At 61.8% G+C, this 23,213-nt stretch carries 24 protein-coding genes, 1 tRNA gene and 1 pseudogene; 12 read left to right on the top strand and 14 right to left on the bottom strand.

The genetic code is table 11. The features are described from left to right. The first annotated feature begins 36 nt into the window (after nucleotides 1-36). A complete protein-coding gene (locus tag RSO67_RS29045; RefSeq protein WP_231080922.1) occupies nucleotides 37-303 on the top strand; it encodes an acyl carrier protein in 267 nt (88 codons plus the stop codon). A gap of 48 nt (nucleotides 304-351) precedes the next feature. Here the strand turns inward: RSO67_RS29045 and RSO67_RS29040 are convergent, their stop codons facing one another. Further along, complete coding sequence (locus RSO67_RS29040) at nucleotides 352-1,047, bottom strand: class I SAM-dependent methyltransferase (protein ID WP_315841680.1); 696 nt, start codon at nucleotides 1,045-1,047, stop codon at nucleotides 352-354. Between the two features lie 392 nt (nucleotides 1,048-1,439). Between RSO67_RS29040 and RSO67_RS29035 the strand changes: the two genes are divergently transcribed. Next, nucleotides 1,440-2,240 carry a YdcF family protein gene (locus tag RSO67_RS29035; RefSeq protein WP_315841679.1) on the top strand — a complete coding sequence of 267 codons (801 nt, stop codon included), beginning with the start codon at nucleotides 1,440-1,442 and terminating at the stop codon, nucleotides 2,238-2,240. A 194-nt stretch (nucleotides 2,241-2,434) separates the two neighbouring features. On the opposite strand, the gene RSO67_RS29030 is transcribed toward RSO67_RS29035, so the two are convergent. From RSO67_RS29030 to RSO67_RS28990, 9 genes are all read right to left on the bottom strand, one after another. Next, nucleotides 2,435-2,508, bottom strand: a tRNA-Gln gene (locus RSO67_RS29030). A 186-nt stretch (nucleotides 2,509-2,694) separates the two neighbouring features. Further along, nucleotides 2,695-4,116, bottom strand: coding sequence for a cytosine permease (locus RSO67_RS29025; protein WP_315841678.1), 1,422 nt, complete (start codon nucleotides 4,114-4,116; stop codon nucleotides 2,695-2,697). A 72-nt stretch (nucleotides 4,117-4,188) separates the two neighbouring features. Next, on the bottom strand, nucleotides 4,189-5,148 hold the full coding sequence (locus tag RSO67_RS29020) for a catechol 2,3-dioxygenase (RefSeq protein ID WP_315841677.1): 960 nt from the start codon (nucleotides 5,146-5,148) through the stop codon (nucleotides 4,189-4,191). Nucleotides 5,149-5,291: 143 nt separating this feature from the next. Then, entirely contained in the window at nucleotides 5,292-6,140 is an 849-nt protein-coding gene (locus tag RSO67_RS29015; RefSeq protein WP_315841676.1) for a hypothetical protein, read from the bottom strand. Between the two features lie 17 nt (nucleotides 6,141-6,157). Beyond that, entirely contained in the window at nucleotides 6,158-6,850 is a 693-nt protein-coding gene (locus RSO67_RS29010) for a 4-carboxy-4-hydroxy-2-oxoadipate aldolase/oxaloacetate decarboxylase (protein ID WP_315841675.1), read from the bottom strand. Next, nucleotides 6,847-7,569: a PIG-L deacetylase family protein gene (locus RSO67_RS29005; protein WP_315841674.1), complete on the bottom strand. Its 723-nt coding sequence runs from the start codon at nucleotides 7,567-7,569 to the stop codon at nucleotides 6,847-6,849. The genes RSO67_RS29010 and RSO67_RS29005 overlap by 4 nt, the downstream gene beginning before the upstream one ends. 28 nt (nucleotides 7,570-7,597) lie before the next feature. Beyond that, a complete protein-coding gene (locus RSO67_RS29000) occupies nucleotides 7,598-8,467 on the bottom strand; it encodes an amidohydrolase family protein (RefSeq protein WP_315841673.1) in 870 nt (289 codons plus the stop codon). Next, on the bottom strand, nucleotides 8,464-9,468 hold the full coding sequence (locus RSO67_RS28995; protein ID WP_315841672.1) for a tripartite tricarboxylate transporter substrate binding protein: 1,005 nt from the start codon (nucleotides 9,466-9,468) through the stop codon (nucleotides 8,464-8,466). Before RSO67_RS28995 ends, RSO67_RS29000 begins: the two co-directional genes overlap by 4 nt. Nucleotides 9,469-9,650: 182 nt before the next feature. Further along, nucleotides 9,651-10,547, bottom strand: a complete 897-nt coding sequence (locus tag RSO67_RS28990; protein WP_068730595.1) for a LysR family transcriptional regulator — start codon at nucleotides 10,545-10,547, stop codon at nucleotides 9,651-9,653. 305 nt (nucleotides 10,548-10,852) lie between these two features. On the opposite strand from RSO67_RS28990, the gene RSO67_RS28985 reads away from it, so the two are divergent. The 3 genes from RSO67_RS28985 (at nucleotide 10,853) to RSO67_RS28975 (ending at nucleotide 13,816) form a co-directional block, all read left to right on the top strand. Further along, nucleotides 10,853-12,613, top strand: a complete 1,761-nt coding sequence (locus tag RSO67_RS28985) for an ATP-binding protein (RefSeq protein ID WP_089267173.1) — start codon at nucleotides 10,853-10,855, stop codon at nucleotides 12,611-12,613. An 88-nt stretch (nucleotides 12,614-12,701) separates the two neighbouring features. Continuing rightward, nucleotides 12,702-13,280, top strand: coding sequence for a peroxidase-related enzyme (locus tag RSO67_RS28980; protein WP_315841671.1), 579 nt, complete (start codon nucleotides 12,702-12,704; stop codon nucleotides 13,278-13,280). 26 nt (nucleotides 13,281-13,306) lie between these two features. Further along, complete coding sequence (locus tag RSO67_RS28975) at nucleotides 13,307-13,816, top strand: MgtC/SapB family protein (protein WP_315841670.1); 510 nt, start codon at nucleotides 13,307-13,309, stop codon at nucleotides 13,814-13,816. Here the strand turns inward: RSO67_RS28975 and RSO67_RS28970 are convergent. Beyond that, complete coding sequence (locus RSO67_RS28970) at nucleotides 13,777-14,403, bottom strand: ParB-like protein (RefSeq protein ID WP_315841669.1); 627 nt, start codon at nucleotides 14,401-14,403, stop codon at nucleotides 13,777-13,779. The genes RSO67_RS28975 and RSO67_RS28970 overlap by 40 nt on opposite strands. Before the next feature lie 175 nt (nucleotides 14,404-14,578). On the opposite strand from RSO67_RS28970, the gene RSO67_RS28965 reads away from it, so the two are divergent. The 7 genes and pseudogenes from RSO67_RS28965 to RSO67_RS28935 all read left to right on the top strand — a co-directional run bounded on the left by RSO67_RS28965 (nucleotide 14,579) and on the right by RSO67_RS28935 (nucleotide 20,532). Continuing rightward, complete coding sequence (locus RSO67_RS28965) at nucleotides 14,579-14,926, top strand: hypothetical protein (RefSeq protein WP_315841668.1); 348 nt, start codon at nucleotides 14,579-14,581, stop codon at nucleotides 14,924-14,926. A 189-nt stretch (nucleotides 14,927-15,115) separates the two neighbouring features. Beyond that, nucleotides 15,116-15,397: an acyl carrier protein gene (locus RSO67_RS28960; protein ID WP_002711294.1), complete on the top strand. Its 282-nt coding sequence runs from the start codon at nucleotides 15,116-15,118 to the stop codon at nucleotides 15,395-15,397. 9 nt (nucleotides 15,398-15,406) lie between these two features. After that, nucleotides 15,407-15,880, top strand: a complete 474-nt coding sequence (locus RSO67_RS28955; RefSeq protein ID WP_068730591.1) for a 3-hydroxyacyl-ACP dehydratase FabZ family protein — start codon at nucleotides 15,407-15,409, stop codon at nucleotides 15,878-15,880. Continuing rightward, nucleotides 15,873-17,075 (top strand): beta-ketoacyl-ACP synthase, encoded by a 1,203-nt coding sequence (locus tag RSO67_RS28950; RefSeq protein ID WP_315841667.1) that lies wholly within the window; start codon nucleotides 15,873-15,875, stop codon nucleotides 17,073-17,075. The genes RSO67_RS28955 and RSO67_RS28950 overlap by 8 nt, the downstream gene beginning before the upstream one ends. Nucleotides 17,076-17,190: 115 nt before the next feature. Next, a pseudogene (locus tag RSO67_RS28945) lies at nucleotides 17,191-18,470 on the top strand (beta-ketoacyl-ACP synthase). 104 nt (nucleotides 18,471-18,574) lie between these two features. Next, a complete protein-coding gene (locus RSO67_RS28940) occupies nucleotides 18,575-19,597 on the top strand; it encodes a zinc-binding dehydrogenase (protein ID WP_089267166.1) in 1,023 nt (340 codons plus the stop codon). Continuing rightward, nucleotides 19,597-20,532, top strand: coding sequence for a lipid A biosynthesis lauroyl acyltransferase (locus RSO67_RS28935; RefSeq protein WP_315841666.1), 936 nt, complete (start codon nucleotides 19,597-19,599; stop codon nucleotides 20,530-20,532). Before RSO67_RS28940 ends, RSO67_RS28935 begins: the two co-directional genes overlap by 1 nt. A 3-nt stretch (nucleotides 20,533-20,535) precedes the next feature. Here the strand turns inward: RSO67_RS28935 and RSO67_RS28930 are convergent, their stop codons facing one another. The 3 genes from RSO67_RS28930 to RSO67_RS28920 are packed head-to-tail and all read right to left on the bottom strand — an operon-like array spanning nucleotide 20,536 to nucleotide 23,152. Next, the gene (locus tag RSO67_RS28930; RefSeq protein WP_315841665.1) at nucleotides 20,536-21,648 is read right to left on the bottom strand and encodes a polyamine ABC transporter substrate-binding protein; all 1,113 of its coding nucleotides are present in this window, start codon (nucleotides 21,646-21,648) and stop codon (nucleotides 20,536-20,538) included. A 9-nt stretch (nucleotides 21,649-21,657) separates the two neighbouring features. Beyond that, complete coding sequence (locus tag RSO67_RS28925; protein ID WP_315841664.1) at nucleotides 21,658-22,812, bottom strand: aminotransferase; 1,155 nt, start codon at nucleotides 22,810-22,812, stop codon at nucleotides 21,658-21,660. A 7-nt stretch (nucleotides 22,813-22,819) separates the two neighbouring features. Continuing rightward, nucleotides 22,820-23,152 carry a rhodanese-like domain-containing protein gene (locus tag RSO67_RS28920; RefSeq protein ID WP_315841663.1) on the bottom strand — a complete coding sequence of 111 codons (333 nt, stop codon included), beginning with the start codon at nucleotides 23,150-23,152 and terminating at the stop codon, nucleotides 22,820-22,822. Between the last annotated feature and the right edge of the window lie 61 nt (nucleotides 23,153-23,213).

Genomic DNA, 23,213 nt, shown 5'->3' with positions numbered 1-23,213 from the left:
CGATCGTGACTTTTCTTTACGCATTGGAGTTGAATCATGTTGCTAGTCAGGGAACCGCTCGAGACCTATCGAAGGCAAGTTCGTGATTTCTTGCTGTCGAACTTCTACATTGCTGAAGCGAACTCGCTTGAGGTCGACACATCGCTGCTCGACCAGGGCATCATCGACTCGACGGGAGTGCTCGAGGTCATCGGATTCATCGAGGAGACCTTCGGCATCACAGTCGAAGACAGCGAGCTCTTGCCTGAGAATCTCGATTCCATCGAGGGAATTGCGCGCTTCGTCATGAGCAAGAAGAGCTGATGTTTGTCTGCAGCGTCCAAACCGCGCCGCGAACGCCACCGCAGCGGTTCAGGTTCCTGTGCCCTTGCGGTATCCCATAACGACGCGGCCTTCGCCCGTTTCGTTCGTCACCACGCTGATGCTCTCGTAGCTCTTGTTGCGCTCAAGAAGGGTTGTCACCTGCCGCTCTTGACCGGAGCCGACCTCGAACAAGAGGATGCCACCCGGCCGCAAATATCGGACTGCGTCCTTCGTCACCCGCATATGGATACTAAGTCCGTAAGGACCGGCTGCGAATGCCTCACGCGGTTCGAGTTCGAGCAAGGGGGCACGGTCGCCCCTGAGCCGCGTTTCCGAAATATAGGGTGGGTTGCAGACGATCAAGTCGATGGTCCCATCCAGCGGCAGACCTGAAAAAGCGTTGAACAGATCGCCCTGAAACACCGACATGCGCTGCGTGAGTCCGTGATAGGCGACATTGCGACGTGCGACAGTGACACATCCATCGGTTAGATCGCTCGCCCAGACGCGCGCGCCGGGGATCTTGAGAGCGATGGCGCATGCCAGATTGCCTGCGCCGCAGCACATGTCGATCACCCGCGGCTCCGCCACGTTCAACTGAAGCAGAGCATCGACAGCGCTCGCGCAAAGCAATTCGGTTTCCGGCCGGGGCACGAGCGCACCGGGTGCGACCAGCAGCTCTATTCCCATAAATAGAGTGCGTCCCTCATCGTAAGCTTTGGCGACATTGATCACTTCGCTCATTGCGGTCACCCTGCCTGGACGTTGCGCGACAACTGTTGCATGCGGCCTAATCATGCATCGGACAGAACCATGCCCTGTCCATGTGGCAATGGCGGTAGTCACAACGGGGTAGACGGGCCAATAGCGACAATGCAGTTGTTTTCGGCAGCGCTCCTTACGCATTTGTCGATGCGGCAACCTACCGGCTGCATGGTCATCCGACGACGCAGACCTCGCTCTGACTTCGGCCACTTAGAGGCTGAGTGGTATTTGTCTGTTCCGCTTTCGAGTTCTTATGAACGGGGCCGCGGCGATCCGGCACACTGTCCGGCGAGCTAACGATTCGTGGCGATGGCTTCGTGGGCCGTTTGCTGCTATGGCGCTCTTGGTATCAACGGGGCTGAGGCCTTAAGTTGTTTTTCGTATTGTCCAAGACTCTTGGCAACGCGCTTGCACCGGTCAATTTCCTGATCGGCCTCGGTGTGCTCGGCGCGGTCCTTTCGGCAACACGACTTTCTTCGCTTGGCCGCGGGCTTATGATCACAGCCGCCGTGCTGCTTGTGGTGGCCGCGTTTTCGCCGGCTGGAAGATTGCTGCTCTCTCCGCTTGAATCGCGCTTCCCGCCCTGGGATCCCGGACAGCGTGCGCCTGACGGCATCATCGTGCTCGGCGGCTCGATCGATGCCGATGTTTCACTTGCGCGCGACACGCCGGTCGTCCGTCGCTCGCCCGACCGCATGATCGCAGCCGCAGCACTGGCGCGACAGTATCCGAATGCACGCGTGGTGTTCACCGGCGGCAGTCCGAGACTGGTATCGGATGCCAGGGAGGCTGATTACGCCGCCGCGCTCTTCGAAAGCCTTGGAGTTGACAGATCGCGGTTGATCATGGAGCGGCAATCGCGCAACACGCATGAGAACGCCGAGTTCACCAAGGCGCTCGTGGCGCCGAAGCCGGGCGAGCGCTGGGTTCTGGTAACATCGGCGTTCCATATGCCGCGATCGATTGGCTTGTTTCGCAAAGCGGGATTTCCGGTCGAGGCTTATCCGGTCGACTGGTTGGTCGGCGGTCGGCGCGACGCACTTTCCTTCAACACCCTCGCCCTTGACGGGCTGTCGCGGACCGACATCGCGGTGCGCGAATGGTTCGGGCTCATTGCTTATCGAGCCACGGGGCGGATCGACGACTTGCTGCCCGGCGCCGATAAACATTGATTCTCTGGGCCCGAGATATGGCAAGCGGCAAGCGCCGCAGGCCGTCGGAAGCCAAAAGCCATATATGGCCACGCCGCCGCAGGTACCGACCGGACGCCATTCGAGCCTCGTGTGGGCCATTGTTGTGGGCCACCGAATTTTCTCGAAAAGGCTGCGGGTTAGAAGTCTTTGATCTGCGAAGGGAAATTCGAGTGTGGCTGGGGAACTAGGATTCGAACCTAGACAAACAGAGTCAGAGTCTGTTGTGCTACCGTTACACCATTCCCCAAACGATTCAGAGACTTACGGAAAATCCGGTCTGGAATCGGTCGGAACAGAGATGCTCATCTCGTTCGGGCGCGTTCTAGCCCGTCCGCCGGACAAAGCGCAAGGGCTCTGGACGGAAATGACGGCTCATTGACACCACTGGCAATGGACAGGCCACACAAGGCGCGGCCTGCCCGGTCGCCTCGCCCTATTCGCCCGGCCCACCGACCGGGATAGCCATCGGCTCCGGCGCCAGGCGCCTGCTGACCGCCAGATAGACACCGCCGCCGACGGCGATGCCCGCCAGCCAGCTCAGATCCGCGCCGCCGAGAAGGTTGATCGAAATCGGCCCCTGCAACGCAGGCACCAGGCCATCCTGGAACAGCCAGGTGGCGATCAGGCCCGCGAAGAATGCGATCATCCCGCTCCAGTTGATGTCGCCATAGATGCTGGTCTCCGGCGACTTGTAGAGCTCGGCGATATCGATCTGGCTTTTCCGCCTGATGAAGAAGTCGGCCAGCACCACGCCGGCATAGGGGCTCATCCACATCAGCAGGCTGATCAGCCAGTTATCGAACGCCTTGGCGAAAGACGGCGCGAAGATGAAATACACCGTCACCGCATAGCCCGCGATGCCGACGATCAGCGCCAGTGCTGTGCGCGAGAAGCGCACGCCCATGCTGAGCGCCGCCAGCGCCGACGAATAGACATTGAGGATGTTGGTGGCGATCGGCCCGTGCAGCACCAGCAGCAGCACGAGAATGCTGGCGATGCCACCGAACACCGCCGACACCATCTTGGCAGGATCGGTGTCGAGCGTCACCGACGCGATGGTGGCGCCGAGAATGGCCAGCCACACCGACGGCACGAACATGCCGAGATAGCTGTACCAGAACACGGCCTTCGACGATGTCGAACGCGGCACGAAGCGCGAATAGTCCGATGCCCAGGTCACCCATGAAATGCCCCAACCGACGCCGACGGCGGTCATCAGCAGCGACAGCATCGCCAGATGCGGTCCCGGCGGCAGCGACGTGGTGTGGTTCCAGTTGACGACGCCGGGCTGGCTCCAGGCCAGCACGCTCATCAGCACCATGATCACCACCGTGACCGGCACGGTGTATTTCTCGAAGGTGCGGATCGCATAGAAGCCGTAAGTGCCGATTACGACCTGCGTGACCATCACGATGGTGATGACCACGAGGTTGGCGAACCAGCTATCGGCGATCCCGAACTGGCCGAGAATGGCCATCGAGATCTTGACCGGAAAATACGTATTCACGCCGATCCAGCCGAGCGTCATCAGGAACATCAACAGGCTCGGCAGATAGGCGCCGCGGCGCCCAAAGGCCGAGCGCGCGAGGACCATCTGGTTGACGCCGGTCTTGTGGCCCATGACCGTGAAAGCCGCGAAGATCGCGGAGCCCGCCGCGTTGCCGATGACGATGACCGCGATCGTCTCCCACAGACCGAGCTTGAGAATGATACCAAGCGCGCCGAGCGCCCAATTCACCGGGGCGATATTGGCGCCGGCCCAGATCCACATCTGCTGCGGCCCGGTGGAATCCCGGTCGGCATCGGGGATCGGTTCGATACTGTGGATGTCTGCCCGCAACTCAGAGTTAGTCATGCTCGCCCCCACGTCAGAAACAACCTGGGGTCAACAAAGCAAGACGCGTACCAATCCCGGCAGTGCGGCTTGCTACTTGTGGGGCACCGGCGGCGTGCCGTGGGTGTGGAACGACTCGATGGTCTTGAGGCCCCAGGCCTGGCCCTTCTTGCGCTCCTCCTCGGTCCAGACGATGGGCTTCCAGTCCGGGGCCAGGATCAGCCGTGCGCCGGCATTGGCGACTTCGACGCGGTTGCCGCCGGGCTCATAGACATAGAGGAAGAAGGTCTGCTGGATCGCATGTTTGTGCGGTCCGGTCTCGATGAAGACGCCGTTTTCCAGAAAGATATCAGCTGCGCGCAGAATGTCTTCGCGGCTGTCCAGCGCGTAGGTGACATGGTGAAAGCGCCCTTTGGTGCCGGAGTGATCGCGCGAATAGGCGAAGTCGTAGCTCTTGTTCGACATGGTCATCCACATCGCGGCTTCCGTGCCGTCATTGAGCACGATCTGCTCGGTCAGGCGGAGCCCCATATAGTGCTCGAAAAACTCGCGGTTGGCCTTGATGTCCACCGCAAGGCAATTGAGGTGATCGAGCCGCCGCACATTGATGCCGCGCGCCGGATAGCGCTGCGCCTGATTTTTAAGCGCCGGCTTGAGTTCCGGCGGCGCCTCGTACCATTCGGTCTCGTAATAGAGTTCGACGATATGGCCGTCGGGATCACGGCAGCGAAATGCCGGCCCATGGCCGAGATCGCCGTCGGTCCAGCCGATATCGTAACCAGAGCCCTTCAGTGCCGCCACGCGGCGCTCAAGCGCCTGCGGGCTGCGCGCCCGTAGCGCCATATGCTCCATACCCGACGTGTTCGACGCCGTCAGCTTCAGCGAATAGCGCTCATAGTCGTCCCAGCCGCGCAGATAGACCGACTCGCCCTGCCGGCCCGACACGGTCATGCCCATCACGTCGACGAAGAATTTCAGGCTCTCGTCCGGCTTCGGCGTCAGCAGTTCGAGATGGCCGAGATGGGCGAGATCGAAGATGGGTTCGGGAAGCATGGCCATATCCTCTTAGAAACCTCACGGCCTATCCCCGTCATTGCGAGGAGCCCTTGCGACGAAGCAATCCAGTCTTGCTTCACTTGCGGCTCACTGGATTGCCGCGTCGCTTCGCTCCTCGCAATGACGGCTGAGAGGCCAATTCATCTCAGCTTTCTGGTCACGTCGTCGAACAGTTCATCAACGCTGAACCTGCGCGGGATCAGTCTCTGCTGTGCGGAATAGTCCGTGATCAGTTCCAGCGATCGCGTCATGTCATCCTTGCTGAAGGCCGGCACCTTGCCCGTTGCAGCCGCCCTGCTCGCCTCCAGCATGCGCTGCAGCTCGCGCACCACGTCGGGCCGCGTATCGGACAATTGCTTGCTGACGACTACCATATGGTTGATCGGCACCACGCCATGCCTGGCCAGCCAGGCTTTCTCTTCAGCGGCCACGTCGGGGAATAGGTGCGCCACCCGTGGATCGTCACTCTTCTCGCCGAGCACGGCGTCCAGTTCGCCATCGAACAGCATCTGCATGATCGCCTTGCCGGCAGGCGCCTTGGTTGTGCTGTCGACATATTCGGCGACGTGGGGTTCCTCGAAGGTGACCCATTCGATCGCATCGAGATTGACGCCGTAGTCATTGGCGAGCATGCCGCGCAGCCACGCGCCCGTCGTCGTCGTAAAGGAGCGGATGCCCACACGTTTGCCCTCGAGGCATTTCGGCCCGATGATGCGAGCTGCCGGGTTGGTGACCGCAAAACCAAACTGATGCCGCGCCATCATCACGCTTGGCATCAACACCATCGGTTTGTCGTAACTCCTGGCCATCAGATAGGTGACGATGGCCATTTCGGCGACGTCGAAAGCGCCGTCGCGCACCATGGGCTTGAAGCCCTTGTTGGTCGGCGTGTACGTGGCAAAGTCCAGTTCGACGAGATCAGACGTGATCGCGCGGGATTTCAATGCAGTCGTATGCGGATGATCGCCGAGCAGAATACGAAGCCGCATGCCAGCCTCCTTCCCGATCAAGCCTGATCGGGATCGTCGACGTAAACCAGACCCGCTTTCGCCAGCGGCTCGCGCATATTGTACATGTCGAGACCGAGAATGCCGGATGCCAGCTTCTGGCGCTTGGCGTCTTCTTCGGCAAAACGCTTCTCGCCCTTCACCGCAACCTCAGTGGCATCTTTACGGGGGATCACCACGACACCGTCTTCATCGGCAACGATGACGTCACCCGGCATCACCTGCGCGCCGGCGCAGACCACAGGCACGTTCACCGCGCCGAGCGTCGCCTTGACAGTCCCCTTGGCCGAGATCGCGCGTGACCACACCGGAAAGCCCATCTCACGCAGCGTCTTGATATCGCGGCATCCGGCATCGATGATCAGGCCAACGCCACCGCGTGCCTTCAGTGACGTCGCGAGCAGATCGCCGAACATGCCGTCGGTGTTGTCAGTCGTGCAGGCCACCACCAGCATGTCGCCGGGTTTGCACTGCTCGATGGCCACATGCAGCATCCAGTTGTCGCCGGGCTGTGCCAGCACCGTGACCGCCGTGCCTGCGGCCTCCGCGCCGGACCACACCGGGCGCATATAGGTCTTCATCAGGCCAAAGCGGCCATAGGCCTCGTGCACCGTGGAGACGCCGAGCGCGCCGAGCCGCTGCACGACGTCGGCATCCGCGCGTTGAATATTCCTGACGACGACGGGTTTCATGCCAGTGTCTCCACGGTCATCGGGAACAGGCGCTGATAGGCTTCCCCATAAGTCATGGCCGCGCCGGTGTTGCGGCCACCCTGCATGCCGCGCTGCAAGGCTACCCGCTCATAATAGGCCCAGAGGTGCTTTTGCGCCGCGAGGATTTCAAACGTCTTGCGCTTGATGTCCCAGACCTCATCGATGTTGAGGATCACCTGCGGCTTGAAATTGCACATCTCCGGCTGATGCGGCTCGAACAGGAACACCGGCGGCGCGGAATAGCTGTATTCCGCTTCAGGTTTATGCCCCATCGCCTGCGCGATGATGCGGGCCTCCTGCGCGGCGGCGGTCGCCGCGGGATGATCGACATTGTAGGGATCTTCGAGCGAATGCGTCAGCACGAATGACGGATTGAGCTCGCGATAGACATCGATCAGCCGTTCTTTATGCGCTTCGGTCAGATGCAACGGATAGTCGCCGGCATCGAAAAATTCGATCTCGGCGCCCAGCGAGGCCGCCGCACGCTCGGCTTCGTCTTTCCGCCCAGCCTTGACCTTGTCGAGCGTCATGCCCGCCTGCTTCCAGGCAAATTGCGACTCGCCGCGCTCGCCGTAAGCGAGGCAGACGATCTTGACGCGGTAGCCCTTCTTCGCATGAAGCGCGATGGCGCCGCCGGCGCGCCAGACGAAATCGCCGGGATGGGCTGAGACCACGAGGCCGGTCTTGGCTTTGGACATCGGATGTTCCTTCGGATTTTCGCGTCGCTTAAGTGTCGAATTCAAACAATCGTGCGGGATTGTCGACGAGGATCTTCTGCTGGATCACCGGATCCGGCGCGAAGAGCGGGATCAGATCGACGAGATCACCGTCGTTCGGCATCGCCTTGACGTTGGGGTGCGGCCAGTCGGTCCCCCAGATCACGCGATCCGGCGCAGTCTCGCAGATTTTCTTCGCGAATGGCACCGCATCGGTGAATGGCGGCCCCATCGAGGTGACGCGCTCGCAGCCGGAGACTTTCACCCAGCATTTCTCGTCGCGCTGCATCAAGTCGATCAGCGTCTGGAACGGCTTCTGTTCGAGGCCATCCGCAGCCTTCACGCGCCCCATGTGATCGATGGTGTAGATCACCGGCAGTTTTGCCAGCAGATCAGCATAGTCGGGGAGATCGATCGCATCGAAATGCAAATCAACGTGCCAGCCCATCGGCGCGATCATGTCGATGATGCGATGGAACACCTTCATGTCAGGCGTGCCGCCGAGATGCCGTACGAAGTTGAAGCGGCAGCCACGGAAGCCACCTTCGTGGAGTTCGCGCAGCCCCTGCTCCGTGATCGTGCCGTCGATATTGGCCACCGCGCGGTAACGTCCGCCGCTCACCGCAATGGCGTCGAGCGCCACGCGGTTGTCGGTGCCGTGCACGCTGGCATTGACGATCACCGCGCGGCCGATGCCGAGCTTCTTGTGCAGCGCCTGGAAGTCTTCTAGCGGCGCGTCCGGCGGAATGTAGGAGCCGACATATGGGTACTTGGCGCCAGGCCCGAAGATATGCGTATGCGCGTCGCAGGCCAGCGGCGGCAGCTTGAACTTCGGCACCTTAGTATGCGGATCGGGACCGGGAACGGTTGGTTTCGTCATTGTTTCGGAATTCCTGCCTTGTCGATCACGGCGGTCCATTTCGCGATGTCGTCGACCAACCGGGCCTTCAATTCCTCGGGTGAACTGGCTTTCGCCTCGATGCCGAGATCGAGCAGCTTCTGCTTCACATCGGACATCGCCAATACTTCGCGGAGGCCCGCATTCAACCGCGCAATCGCTTCCGGTGGCGTACCCGATGGCGCGAACAGCGCATTCCATGACACGACGTCATAGCCCTTCACGCCGCCTTCGATCATCGTCGGCACGTCTTTCAGGATCACCGAACGGGATTCGCCCGTGGTCCCGACGGGACGCATCTTGCCATCCTGCAGCGCGGATTTCATCCCGACATAATTGTCGATCATCACATCGATGTCTTCGCGCAGCAGCCCGACAATGACTTCCGGCGTTCCGCGATAGGGCACGATCTGGAAGTTGATCCCGGCCGTGGATTTGAGCAATTCGGCCGACAGGTTCTGGGTGCTGCCAACACTGATGGTGCCGACATTCAGTTTGCCCGGATTGTCGCGCGCGAACTTGATGACGTCAGCCAGCGTCTTGTGTTGCGAATTCGTATTGGTGCCGACGATGAAATCGAAGAAGCCGATGCTGGAGATCGGCGCAAAGTTCTTCACGGGATCGAATGGCAGGCTCTTGAACAGCGGCACGCTGACGGCGGTGCCATTGCTGAGCAGCGCCAGCGTATAGCCATCCGGCTGCGACGACAGCACTGCGCGCGCCGCAACGACGCCGCCAGCGCCCGGCATGTTCTCGATCACCAGACGCTGGCCGAGATTGTCGCCGAGTTTCTCGGCCACGATGCGGATGGTGATGTCGGCGACGCCACCGGCTGCGAACGGCACAATCACGCGAATGGGCTTGGTCGGATAGCCGGACTGGGCCTGTGCCACAGGTACCGCGGTCGTGAGGAATATCGCACCGAGTGCCAAATGCGCGGCGCTCAGCAGATGCTTGAGCCTGGTCGGGAAGCGGAGCGTCATGATGGATTGAAGACGCTTGATGCGTCCACCCTTGCCGTTTTTATGTCGGTACCCATGGCCGTCACGTCATCGCGACAGGGCCATGGACCGTTCTGCTCCCGCAGTAGCCAATTCCGATATATGAAACAAATGAGAAATCTGGGATAATCGTGCAGTTTCCTGCATATATCCTACCGAGCGGATTATCCCGCAGCCTGGAAGTATTTGCGGGTCAGGTCGATCAGCGCCTGCGCCGGCTTGCTCACCGGTTGTCCGCGCTTAACGATGATGCCCACCGTGCGGCTGACGCTGGGATTACGCAGCGGCACAGCGACCAGTCCGGCAGTTCCCTGCGTCGCCACTGCGATACTGGGGACCACGGCGATGCCGAGCTTCTCGAACACCATGCCCACCGCCGTCTGCAGATGCTGCACCTCGTAGCGCCAGTTCAGCTTGTCGCGGCGATGGCCGAGCGCGTCGTCGATCAGGGCCCTATTGCCAGCCTGCGGGCTGATACGGATCAGCGGCATATCCTCGAGATGCGACCAGGCCACGAACTTGCGCTGCGCAAAGGCATGGTCCTTGGTGCACAGCAAAACAAAGCGTTCCTTGATCAGCGGGGTCACAGCCAGATCCCATATATTGGTCGCCGTGATCGTGATGCCGAACTCTGCCTGCCCGGACTGCACCAAGGTGGCAATCTCGCTGGCTGAATTGTCGTGGATCTTGATCGAAATCCCCGGATGCACCGCATTGAACTGCTTCAGCACCCGCGGCAGGTGATAGGCGGCGATGGTCGGCAGGCAGCCGAGCGCGATGTGTTCCTGCCGCTTGCGGCCCCGTGCCCGCAGCAGATCGATGGAATCGGACAACTCCCCGATCATCCGCCGCGCGGTCGGCAGCAGTTCCAGCCCGGCCGGGGTCAGTGCCACCTGCCGCGTGGTCCGGGCCAGCAGCTGAAAGCCGAGATCCTCTTCCAGTTTCTTGATCCGGTGGCTCAGCGCCGTCTGCGACAGATTGAGGTGCGCGGCCGCGCGCGAAAAGCTGCCCCGCTCCGCGATGCTCAGAAACGCCTGCAGGCCGGGAAAATCGATGCGCATGAGAGGTCCGTACACGGGCCGAAGGCGACCGCGCTGAGATAACGCGGCGACGACGACCCATGCAAGGTCAGGACGCCAGCCTGTGCCGACCTCGCGGGCTGGTTAAAACCGCGTAAAGCCGGATCGCCAGCCGTGAGCGACAAGGTATCCAGTGCCGGAGTTTCCGCGTTCCAGTGCGGAGCTAATTCCGCAATGCAAGTTTGACGAGCAGAGCCCGCCGATAGCCCGCGGACGCGCCTTAACAATTTGTCCAGTCCCTGACCCGCATAGTCGGCCCAACCGGGGCGTGAGACGCGAATTCATCAATGACCAGTTTAAACGCAGCGGCGTCGTTCGGGCGCATTATCTCAGTTCGCGGCTCGCTGGCCCGGGTCGGCCTGCTCGCCGTGAACCCGATGACGCCTTCGGAGATGCGCGGCACGGTCGGCCGCTTCGTCAGCATCCGTTGCGCCTCCTCGACCATCATCGCCATGATCACGGAAGTGTCCGCCGAGAACATGCATGCATCGGACATGTATATCGCGAGCGCCTCGGTCGATCTGCTCGGCGAGATCATGGGGCATGGAGACAAGGCCAAATTCCAGCGCGGCGTCACCAACTATCCCACGATCGACGACATCGTCGATCTGATCAGCAATCACGATCTGCGCACGGTCTATGCGCCGTCCGGCTCCGAGCAGATCAACGTGGGCACGCTGCAGCAGGACAAGTCGGTCGCCGCTTATGTCGACGTCGAGGAAATGCTGAGCAAGCACTTCGCGGTGCTCGGCTCCACCGGTGTCGGTAAATCCACCGGCGTGTCACTGCTGCTCAACGAGATCCTGAAGTCACGCCCACATCTGCGCATCTTCTTGCTCGACGTGCATAACGAATATGGCCGCTGCTTCGGCGACAAGTCGCTGGTGCTGAACCCGCGCAATCTGAAACTGCCGTTCTGGCTGTTCAATTTCGAGGAAATCGTCGACGTGCTGTTCGCCGGCCGCCCCGGCGTGCCCGAAGAGCTCGAAATCCTCTCGGAAGTCATCCCGATCGCCAAGGGCGTCTACACGCAATACCAGAACGCCGACCGCATTGGCCTCAAGCGCATCGATCCCAAGACCATCGGCTACACCGTCGATACGCCGGTGCCTTATCGCCTGGTCGATTTGATCTCGCTGATCGACGAGCGCATGGGCAAGCTCGAGAACCGCTCGTCGCGCATCCAGTATCACAAGCTGATCTCGCGCATCGAAGCGGTGAAGAACGATCCGCGCTACGCCTTCATGTTCGACAACGCCAATGTCGGCGGCGACACCATGGCGGAAGTGATCAGCCATCTGTTCCGCCTGCCCGCCAACGGCAAGCCGATGACCATCATGCAGCTCGCCGGCTTCCCCGCGGAAGTCGTCGATAGCGTGGTGTCGGTGCTGTGCCGGATGGCATTCGATTTCGGCCTGTGGAGCGACGGCGCCTCGCCACTGCTGTTCGTCTGCGAGGAAGCGCATCGCTACGCCTCCGCCGACCGCAATATCGGCTTTGGCCCGACCCGCAAGGCAGTGTCCCGCATCGCCAAGGAAGGCCGCAAATACGGCGTCTATCTCGGCCTCGTGACGCAGCGTCCGGCAGAACTCGACGCCACGATCATTTCCCAGTGCAACACACTGTTCGCCATGCGCCTTGCCAACGAGCGTGACCAGGCCCTCCTGCGCTCCGCGGTGTCGGATGCCGCTGCCAACCTGCTATCCTTTGTGCCTTCACTCGGCACGCGCGAAGTGCTCGCCTTCGGTGAAGGCGTCGCATTGCCGACCCGCCTTCGCTTCAAGGAAGTGCCACCGCATCAGCTGCCGCGCTCCGAAGCCACCATCGCGACAGTGCCCTCGGTCGCCGCCGGTCACGACATGCAGTTCGTCAGCGCGGTGCTGGAACGCTGGCGCGGCGCCACATCGCATCGCGAGGTGCCGAACGATCCCGGCTTCATCGAGCGGCCGCTGGCGACGCCGAGCCGCAGCGTCGAAGCCCCGATGCTGCAACCCTCGCTCGGCCTCGATCCGGATCGCTTCTCGCTGCTCAAGAAACCGCTGCGCTGATCGCACTGCTGGCGCGCCGCTAGCGCTTTGCCGTGGCGGCTTGATCGCCTATGGTCTCGTGAAACAGAAACGTTCACGGGAATGCCAGATGACCCAGCCGATTGCGAAACGCTTTCCGACACCCGCCCTCGACAAACTGCCCGAGGACATCCGCACGCGCATTATGGGCGTGCAGGAAAAGTCCGGCTTCGTGCCGAACGTGTTCCTGTCGCTGGCCTATCGCCCTGACGAATTCCGCGCGTTCTTCGCCTATCACGACGCGTTGATGGAAAAGGACAGCGGGCTGACCAAGGCCGAGCGTGAGATGATCGTGGTCGCTACGTCAGCCGCCAACCAGTGCCATTATTGCGTCATCGCGCATGGTGCGATCCTGCGCATTCGCGCCAAGAACCCGACCATCGCCGACCAGATCGCCGTCAACTACCGCAAGGCCGACATCACGCCGAAGCAACGTGCGATGCTGGATTTCGCCATGAAAGTGAGCCGGTCTGCCGAGACCATTGGCGAGCAGGATTTTGCCGAAGTCTCCTGCCACGGCTTCAGCGACGACGACATCTGGGACATCACCGCGATCTCGGCCTTCTTTGCGCTGTCGAACCGGATGGCCAATGTCACCAACATGAAACCGAATGACGAGTTCTATATGATGGGCCGGCTGCCGAAGTAATGGCACGGGTTTAGAAGGATTTCGTAGTGCTCGACTGGTCGGACATCATCTTGCGTCTGGGCGTCGCCGCCCTCGTCGGCGGCGCCATCGGCCTCAACCGCGATCTGCACGGCAAGCCTGTCGGCGTACGCACGCTGGGGCTCGTCAGCCTGGCCACGGCCATGATCGTGGTGCTGGCCGATCCGCTCGGCAAAGGCGGCTTCACGGATGCCGGGAGCCGGGTGATTCAGGGCATCCTCACAGGCGTCGGCTTTCTCGGTGCCGGCGTGATCTTTCATGCCGAGCGGCATTTCCGCGTCCGCGGTCTGACCAGCGCCGCCTGCGTCTGGCTGACCGCCTGTGTCGGCATCATGTGCGGCGCCGGCCACTGGCGCATCGTCACCGTCTCGGTGGTGATCGCCTTCCTTGTGCTGCTGCTCGGCGGAAGGATCGAACGCGCCCTGCATCGCGTGCTCGGCGGCAAAGGCGATCCCGCGGCGATTCCGATGGATGCGCCTCAGTCGTCCGACGCCGGTCCGCACCAGCCGGGCAAATAGATCGCATCCTTGCTTTTGGCGATCGCCAGCGCCTTCTCCAATGCCTTGGCGAAATCCGCATCGACCTCCTTGGTGGAGAGCCGGCTGCGAAACAGGTCCGCCCAGAGGAATTCGCTGAACGGCGTGGTGTCCTTGGCATAGCCGCCGGCGCGGCGAATTTCGCCGGCCAGGCTGCGGAACGGATCGTCCTTCAGGCCCGTCACCGATTTCGGAATATCCTTGAAGTGCCGTCGCTCGCCCTTGGCGTCATAGGGATAGGCCCAGCGGCGGTGATCGAGCACGCCCCAGAAGGCTTTCATATCGACCATCGTGAGATCCGCGATCACGGTGACGAGCACATCCTTCACGCCTTCGTCATGCAGCGCACGTGCGAGATGATGGTGATCGACCACGTAGTGGCGCTGATCCGGCCCCAGCACTACGGGGATCATGTGCTGGCCGAGCAGCTCGGCCTGTTTGCGCTTCGATTTATGCGCACGCCATCGTTTGCGCTTCTCCTTCACCTCGCGCATGCCCACCGTCATCTGCGTTGGCCGCAGCGACAGGATCGGGACCGGATGCAGCAACGGTTCGCGTGTATTCGGCATGTGGCCTCCCATATCTGACGCCTGTTCAGAACAAACTATGGCATGGCGGTCGCGCCGATGCCGATCAGTTCCACGTCATCTCTGCCGATCGCCGCATCCGTGCCATGCGGACTTTATCTGCGCGAAGCGGCCTCCTCGTGTTAGACTGCGACATCGCATGCGCAGACCCACGACCATGAAGACCCAGCAGCCAATTATCGGAGAAGATGACGAGCACCGCGTGCTTCGCTTCGTGCCCCGCACCTCGGCTACGCTGCCACACCATCCCACCGCTCCTGCCGACCAACCCCGCCGCCGCCAAACCACCGGCGCCAGCGACCTGTCCCGCTATCAACAGGCACAGGACGACCCCGACGACTTCCGTCACCGGATGCTGGCCAATAGCGCGGCCTTTGGCTTTACGGTGATCCTTGTGGGTGTCGGGATCTGGCTGGCGGTCAGCATCGCCGATCTCCGCAAAACCCAGGATTGCGTGTTGATGGGCCGCCGCGACTGCGCCCATATTGTTGCGCCGCACGGCTGAGGCGCGCCAAACCCTCTTTCCACAGCCTACCGGGGCTGGTGAGCGGGCGCTCAACTGCATTGAACTGCCGCCCCCGCTCCGATATACGGGCAATCGACTCTATACGGCGGACCGGGACTACCCCGGGGCGGAGCCCTGTCTTTGCGCGCGCCGATCGAACATTATCTTCAATATATCAAAGGCTTAGTAATGTCCTCCACATTCGATCAGGTCGCCACAATCATCGCCGAGACTTGCGACATTCCCCGCGACACGATCACGCCGGAAAGCCACGCCATCGACGATCTGGGGATCGACAGCCTCGACTTCCTGGATATCGCTTTCGCGATCGACAAGGCGTTCGGGATCAAGCTGCCGCTCGAAAAGTGGACCCAGGAGGTCAACGACGGCAAGGCGACCACCGAGCAGTATTTCGTCCTGAAGAACCTCAGCGCGCGCATCGACGAATTGGTCGCGGCCAAGGGCGCGTAACGCCCCGCCATGAACCTCGAATATTTTCACCTGATCGACCGCATCACCGACCTCAATGTCGGCGAACGGACGATCACGGTTGAAGCGAACGTCCCCGAGACCAGCACCATCTTCGAAGGCCACTTCCCGGGCTACCCGCTGATGCCCGGCGTGCTGCTGATCGAGTCGATGGCGCAGACTTCGGGCTGGCTGCTGATCGCGCTGATGAAGTTCAAGCGCATGCCGTTCCTGGCCGCGGTGAAGGAGGCCAAGATGCGCACCTTCATCACGCCGGGTACGAAGCTGGACATCAACGCCAGCGTGCTGCACGAAGGCGACGGCTTCTACATGACCACTGTCAAAATCAAGGTCGACGGCAAGCTGACCTGCAACGCGCAGCTCACCTTCAAGACCGTCCCGTTCCCTCATCCGGATTTGCGCGGGCACATGGACATCGTGGCCGAGCGCATCGGATTTCCCCTACAGGCGATCACCAATGGCTGAAACCCGACCGATGACATCCGAGCCGGTGGAAGCGTGGATCACCGGCATTGGCCTCGCCACGTCATTGGGCGAAGGCCCTGACGCGCATTGGGATGCGTTGAACAACAAGCGCATCAACGTCGATGAAACCGGCTTCGCTCCGAACATCGTCCACCCCCTCGCGCCGGTCTCTTACGACGCGCAGATCCCCAAGAAGGGCGATCAGCGGCAGATGGAAGCCTGGCAGCGGATCGGCACTTATGCCGCCGGCCTTGCGCTGGATTCGGCTGGCGTCAAAGGCAACAAGGACATCCTGTCGAGGATGGACATGATCGTCGCCGCCGGTGGCGGTGAGCGTGATCTCGCCGTCGATTCCGGTATCCTGAATTCTGAAGGCTATGGCGCAGCATCGCCGGGCCTGCTGAACGAAAAGCTCCTGAACGATCTTCGTCCGACCCTGTTTCTGGCGCAGCTCTCGAACCTGCTGGCCGGCAACATCGCCATCGTGCACGGCGTCACCGGCTCGTCGCGTACCTTCATGGGCGAGGAAGCCGCCGGCGTCGATGCTGCGCGCATTGCGCTGGCACGCATCGCCTCGGGCCAGAGCGACATCGCACTGATCGGCGCCGCGCATAACGGCGAGCGCAAGGATCTGCTGCTGCTATACGAATTCGACGACTTCAACCTGAAGAACAAATTCGAGACCGTGTGGGCACGCGAGGCGAATTCGGGCTTCGCGCTCGGCTCCGCCGGTGCATTCCTCGTCATCGAATCCAGGTCGCATGCTGAAGCGCGCGGCGCCAAGCCGCTGGCACGGTTGAAGAGCGTCGTTGCCGATCAAGCCCGTCGCAAAACGCCCGGCGAAGTCACGACGTCGCTGCAAAAACTGTGGTCGCAGCTCGGCGCCAGGAGTGACGCAGCGATCATCACCGGCGCGACCGGCGCGGAGCCTGTCACCTCCGAAGAGCGCACCTTCCTGAAGGATCATGCCGATGTCGCCATCCGCGGCACCGGCACTCTCTTCGGACATACGCTCGAAACCCAATTCCCGCTCGGCCTCGGCCTTGCGGCCCTCGCGATCTCGCGCGGTGCGATGTTTCCGCCGAACGATTCAACCGGCCTCGAGATTGAAAAGTCCGGCAAGCCCACCCAGATTGTCGTGATCGGCGCCGGCCATTGGCGCGGCGAAGGCATGGCGCTGGTTGAAGCCATCTAGAGCCGATTGGGCTCTAGATTTTTCTTATGTTTGAGCAAGATCTTATCCGAAAACCGGCATCCACTTTTCGGGATCATGCTCAAGTTAAGCGGTCGACGCGGCCGACGGAGAGAGCATGACTGCAACGCGCGATAATTTCGGCCGACCGATTGTTGTTGTCACAGGCATGGGTGTCGTGACATCGCTCGGCGCCGGCAAAGAGGACAACTGGGCCAAGCTCACCGCTGGCGAGTCCGGCATTCGCACCATCACCCGCTTTCCCATCGACGGCATGAAGACGACGATGGCCGGCACGATCGATTTCGTGCCGGTCGAGCCGTTCTCCTCCACTGACCTCTCCGAGAAGCTCGGCGAACTGGTCACCGAGGAAGCGATCGCGCAGGCCAATATCGGCAGCAAGGGCGACTTCCCCGGCCCTCTGTTCCTCGCGGTTGCGCCCGTCGAAGTCGAGTGGCCGCAGCGCCAGGTGCTGGCGAAGGCCGCCGGCGCCAATAGCGATATCAATTACGACACGCTGCTGCGCGTCGCCGGCGGCGGCAAGTTCGTTCAGTATCACCGCCGCTTCCTGTTCGGCTCGGTCGCCGACCATCTCGCGGACACGTTCGGAACCAAGGGCTCACCGATCTCGCTGTCGACCGCTTGTGCCTCCGGCGCTACTGCGATCCAGCTCGGCGTCGAAGCGATCCGCCGCGGCGAAGCCGATGCGGCGCTGTGCGTGGCCACCGACGGTTCGGTGAACCCGGAAGCGCTGATCCGCTTCTCGCTGCTATCGGCACTCTCGACCCATAACGACCCGCCGCAGAAAGCTGTCCGTCCCTTCGCCAAGAACCGCGATGGTTTCGTGATGGCCGAAGGCGCCGGCGCGCTGGTCCTGGAAAGCCTGGAAGCCGCCACTGCGCGCGGCGCCAAGATCCTCGGCATTGTCGCCGGTTGCGGCGAGCTCGCGGACTCCTTCCACCGCACCCGTTCCAGCCCGGACGGCAAGCCGATCATCGGCTGCGTGAACAATGCGCTGGTGGATGCCGGTCTGACGTCGGACCAGATCGACTACATCAACGCCCACGGCACCGGCACGCCGGAAAACGACAAGATGGAGTATCTCGGCATTTCCAGCGTGTTCGGTGAGCGCGCCAAGGAAATTCCGGTTTCGTCGAACAAGTCCATGGTCGGCCACACTCTCCCGCCGCCGGCGCAGTCGAGGCGGTGTTCTCGCTGCTCACCCTGGAACACCAGCGGATCCCGCCGACGATCAATTACGATGTTCCCGATCCGGCCATTCCGTTCGACGTGGTTCCCAATACCGCCCGCGATGCACGCGTGACGGCCGTGATGTCGAATTCCTTCGGCTTTGGCGGCCAGAATGCCTCGCTGATCCTCACCGGCGAGCCCGTTTAAGGCTCCCCGGCCCTGTTGGCCGCCCCTCGCCGGTTGACGTCATGACGTGAACCGGCGATACGCAGGCCATCCAGAATCAACCTTTCTTGCCGGAGACGCGGTTCATGCGTGCGCTCAATCTTGTTGCCGATCGTGAGCTCGTCGTCGTCGACGTGCCGCCGCCCCCGCCGCCTGGTGCCGGCGAAGTGCAGATCCGCGTCAAGGCTGTCGGCCTGAACCATATCGACGTCTGGGGCTTTCGCGGCATGGCCTTCGCCAAGCGCAAGCTGCCGCTGTCGATCGGCGCCGAAGCTTCCGGCGAGGTCGCTGCCGTCGGTGAGGGCGTCACCCATGTGAAGCCCGGCCAGAAGGTCGTGATGTATGGCGCTCTGACCTGTGGCCACTGCAAGGCCTGCCAGGAAGGCCGTGACAATTTCTGCGAGAACGTCGGCGGCCTCTATGGCTTTCACATCGACGGCTTCTCGCGTGAGCTGATGAACATGCCGGCGCGCCTCGTGATCCCCGTCCCTGACGGCATCAGCTTCCGCGACGCCGCCTGCGCGCCAATCGCCTTCTCCACCGTGCAGCACATGCTGTTCGACAATGCCAAGCTGCAGCCCGGCGAGACCATTCTTGTCCATGCCGGCGGCTCCGGCATCGGCACCGTCGCCATCATGATGGCGAAGAAGATCGGCTGCACCGTCATCACGACCGTGGGCGACGATTCCAAAATCGAGGGCGTGAAGGCCCTCGGCGCCGACCACGTCATCAACTATCGCAAGGATCGCTTCGAGGGCGAGACGCGCAAGATCACCAAGAAGAAGGGCGTCGATGTCGTGTTCGAACACGTCGGCGCCGATACCTTCAATGGTTCGCTGCTGGTGATGAAGCGCGGCGGCCGTCTCGTCACCTGCGGCTCGACCTCGGGCCCGACCACGACGATCAACCTGATGCAGCTGTTCCAGCAGCAATACCGCATCTTCGGATCGTTCGGCGCCACCATGAAGAACATTGCCGAGAGCCTCGACAAGATGGCCGACGGCATGCTGCCGGTGATCGATACCGAAGTGCCGATCAGCGATGTCGAGACCGCGCTGAAGCGGATGGAAACCCGCCAGGTGTTCGGCAAGATCATCGTTCACTTCTGATGCTCCGCCTGCTGCTTCGCACCAAGGCCCGCATTCGCGATGCCCTGAAGCCTGCAGGCGACGCCGCTGTCGGTGCGCTGACGATCGGCATCCTGCGCACCACGCGCTATTTCGATCCGGTCAAGACCGCCAATCGGTTCGGCAAGATCACCCAGCGCATCGGCCCGCTGTTTCGCGAAGACAAGATCGGCCGCGCCAATCTCACTGCCGCCTTCCCCGAGAAATCACCGGAAGAGATCGACAAGATCCTCGCGGGTGTCTGGGACAATATGGGGCGCATCGGTGCGGAATTCGCCCATCTCGACAAGATCTGGGACTATGACCCGGCCAATCCGACCAAGCCGAGCAATGTCGAATTCTCGGCGCGCACCGGCGAGATTTTCGATCAGTTGCGCGACGACGGCAAGCCGGCACTGATTTTCGCCAGCCATCTCGGCAACTGGGAAATTCCTGCGCTCGCCGCCGTGGCCCACGGCCTTGACGCAGCCGTGCTCTATCGTCGGCCGAACAGCGCCGCCGCAGACCGCGCCATTCATCAGACGCGCGCGATCAACATGGGCAATCTCATCCCGGCCAGCCATGACGCACCGCTCAAGCTCGCGCACGCGCTGAACGAGGGCAAGCACGTCGCCATGCTGGTGGATCAGTGGTTCACCAACGGCGTCCCGGTGGATTTCTTCGGCCGCAAGACCAATGCCAATCCGATGCTGGCGCGGCTGTTGCGCCAGGTCGATTGCCCGATCCACGGTGTTCGTATCATCCGCCTCCCCGATCATCGCTTCCGCATCGAAGTCTCCGAAGAGGTGAAACCGGTGCGCGATGCCAATGGCAAGGTCGACGTTCAAGGCACCATGCAGGCGGTGACGTCCGTGCTGGAAGGCTGGATCCGGGAATATCCCGAGCAGTGGCTGTGGCTGCACCGGCGCTGGCGATAACGCTTAGCGCCCCGTCTTCACTTTCGTCCACAGCCGGTTGATCACGCGCTGCGTCGCCGGATCGCGCGCCGTAATGACGAACAGCTTCTGCAGCATCGCCTCATCCGGATAGATCGTCTTGTCATTGAGGATTTTCGGATCGATCAGCTTCTGGCTGGCGAGATTGCCATTGGCATAACCGAGGAAATCCGAATTCTTCGCGGCGACGTCCGGGCGGTAGAGATAGTTGATGAGCGCATAGGCCTCATTGACGTTCTTCGCATCGGCGGGGATCGCCAGATTATCGAAGAACATCTGCGCGCCCTCCTTCGGCACCGCATAACCGATCTCGACGCCGTTCTTCGCTTCATCCGCCCGCGCACGCGCCTGGATGATGTCGCCGGACCAGCCGACCACCAGACAGATCTCGCCGGTCGCAAGCGCGCTCAGATATTCAGACGAGTGAAACTTGCGAACATTGCCTCTGATCTTGCCGACGAGATCGGCGGCCTTTTCGAGGTCCGGCTGTTTGATCGAGTTCGGATCAAGGCCCAGCGCATTGAGCGCCGCCGGCAGAATGTCGTCGGCGGAATCCAGCATATGGACACCGCAATCCTTGAACTTCGCAAGGTTCTCCGGCTTGAAGATGACGTCCCAGCTATCAATCTCCGCGTCAGGCCCGAGGATTTTCGCGACCTGCTTGACGTTGTAGCCGATGCCCGTCGTGCCCCACATGTAGTTCGCGGCGAATGTATTACCGGGATCGTAGATCGCGAGGCGCTTGGTCACCTCCGGCCACGCGTTGGCAAGGTTCGGCAGCTTCGCCTTGTCGAGCTTCTGGAACACCTTTGCGGTGATCTGGCGCTGCAGGAAATACGCCGTCGGCACCACGACGTCGTAACCGGACTTGCCGGCCAAGAGACGCGTCTCCAGCGTCTCGTTGGCGTCGAAGGTGTCGTAGACAACCTTGATGCCGGTCTCCCTGGTGAACGCCTCCAGCACGCCGGGCGCCATATAGTTCGACCAGTTGTAGAAGTTGACGACGCGCTCTGCCTTCTGGTCTTGCGCCTGCACCGGCAAGGACCACAGCAGCGCCGCTCCGACGACCCACGCGATCCCGTACTTGCCTATGCGCATCAACTTCCCCTAGCGGCGATGAACGGCGTTGTGCAGACGCTCCAGCGCCGTATCGAGCGTCGCGTCGTTCTTGGCGAAACAGAAACGCACCACCGACGTCACCTTGTCCTGCTCATAGAAGGCCGACACAGGAATCGCGGCGACCTTGTAGTCGTAGACAAGCCGCCGGCAGAATTCCTCGTCGGTCTCGTTCAGCCCCAGCGGCGACAGATCGACAGTGAGGAAGTACGTGCCCTGCGACTTGATGACGGGAAAGCCGATGCTCTCCAGACCGGCAGCCAAACGATCGCGGCTGCGCGCGAGATCGGCGCGCATGGTCTTGAAGTACTCGTCGGACTTGCCGAGACCATAGGCCACCGCGACCTGCAGGTTGGGTGCGGTCGTGAAGGTCAGGAACTGATGCACCTTCGCGCAGACACGCAAGAGATGCGGCGGGGCACAAACGAAACCGATCTTCCAGCCTGTCAGCGAGAAGATCTTGCCGGCCGAGCCGACCTTGATAGTGCGGTCGCGCATACCGGGAATGGTGATCAGCGGGATATGGTCGTGGCCGTCAAAGGTCACGTGTTCCCACACTTCGTCACAGATCGCGATCGTATCGAATTCCTGGCAGAACTTCGCCAGCAATTCGAGATCCTCGCGCGGCGACACCACCGCGGCGGGATTAAGCGGGCTGTTGAACAGCACGGCCTTGGTCTTGTGATTGAAGACCGCGCGCAAATCTTCTTCCGTGAGACGCCAATGGGGTGGCTTGAGGCTGACGAGACGCGGAATGCCGCCGGCCTGGCGGATGATCGGCAGATAGGAATCATAGACCGGCTGAAAGCACACGACTTCGTCGCCGGGCTCGACCACCGCAAGGATCGACGAGGTCAATGCCTCGGTACCGCCGGAGGTCACCATCACCTCCGTCATCGGATCGAGCGAGAGCTTGTGCCAATGCTGGTAATGCGTGGCGATCGCCTGACGCAGCTCCGGGATGCCCATCATCGACGGATACTGGTTGTAACCGTTCAGCACAGCATCGGCGGCCGCCTGACGGATATCGTCGGGGCCGGGATGGTCGGGAAAGCCCTGCCCGAGATTGATGGCGTTATGGTCGCGCGCAAGCTGCGACATCGCCTCGAACACCGTGACGGGCAGCTCAGAGAAGATCTTGTTCATCGAGCGATCAGCCAGCCTTGGTCGGCAGGCCCGCAGCCTTCCACCCCAGAATGCCGCCGGCGAGATGCTTGTCATAGGCAAGGCCATCGGCCTGGGCGGCCAGCGAGGCGGTCACCGAGCGCTTGCCGGAGCGGCACGCAAACACGATCTGCTTGCCCGCCGGATCGGGCAGATCGGCGCTATCGAAGCCCGACAGCGGCACCACCACGGCATCCGGATAGGCCTCGACCGCGACCTCGTTGGGTTCGCGTACATCGACCAGCAGATACTTGCCGTCGGCGATCCCCTTGGACACTTCCTCCGGCGTCAAATCGTGAACGGTATGAGCTTCGCCTGCCACCACAACCTCCTGCCGCCCCGGTGTCCGGAGCGAATACGAAGGGGCGGAAACGCCCCTGTTT

Origin of the sequence: Tardiphaga sp. 709 (genome assembly GCF_032401055.1) — a bacterium.
Classification (GTDB): domain Bacteria; phylum Pseudomonadota; class Alphaproteobacteria; order Rhizobiales; family Xanthobacteraceae; genus Tardiphaga.
This window is presented reverse-complemented; position numbering and strand designations above follow the sequence as displayed.